The 675-nt window shown below is 64.4% G+C and carries 1 protein-coding gene; it reads right to left on the minus strand.

Annotated elements, in window-relative coordinates; genetic code table 11:
- On the minus strand, positions 1-675 hold a 675-nt coding region (gene dusA, locus AC1DX0_RS36710; RefSeq protein ID WP_477359525.1), incomplete at both ends, for a tRNA dihydrouridine(20/20a) synthase DusA.

Below are 675 nucleotides of genomic sequence, written 5' to 3' on the forward strand. Positions count from 1 at the left end.
GCCTGTTCGATGCGGCCGAAATCAACCGCGGCGAAGGCCGCCTTCAGCACATCCGGTCCCGCGCCAGGTTTCGTTGCGTCGATCGACAGGATCTGTCGGTAGCGGCGCGCACCAGGCAGGCCATGGAACAGGCCGACCATGTGCCGAGTGACATGACCGAGCCGGCCACCCTGCTCGATATGGTGCGCCGCATAGTCGGCCATCGCATCGATCAGCGCGGCAAAATCGAAGGCGCCGGCTTCGCCGCCATAAACCGCGGCGTCGACACCGGCCAGGATGCCGGGCGTATGATAGGCGGCGCGGCCAAGCATGGCGCCATCGACATGGTCGAGGTGGCGAAGGGCTTCTTCTAGCGATTGAATACCGCCATTGATGCCGATGAACTGGTTCGGCTTTTTGGCCTTCAGGCGATAGACCCTGTCATAGTCGAGCGGCGGGATGTCGCGATTTTCCTTCGGGCTCAAGCCTTCCAGCCACGCCGTGCGGGCATGCACCCAAAGCGCGTCCGCGCCGGCGGCGAAGACACCGTCCGCCAGCGCGTCGAGCGCGGTTTCAGGATCCTGCTCATCGACGCCGATGCGGCATTTGACGGTGACCGGAGTGTTCACCGCGGCCTTCATCGCGCCAACGCAATCGGCAACGACAACCGGCACCTTCATCAGGCAGGCGCCGAAC

It is taken from the genome of Mesorhizobium sp. P3_A9, from assembly GCF_056402975.1.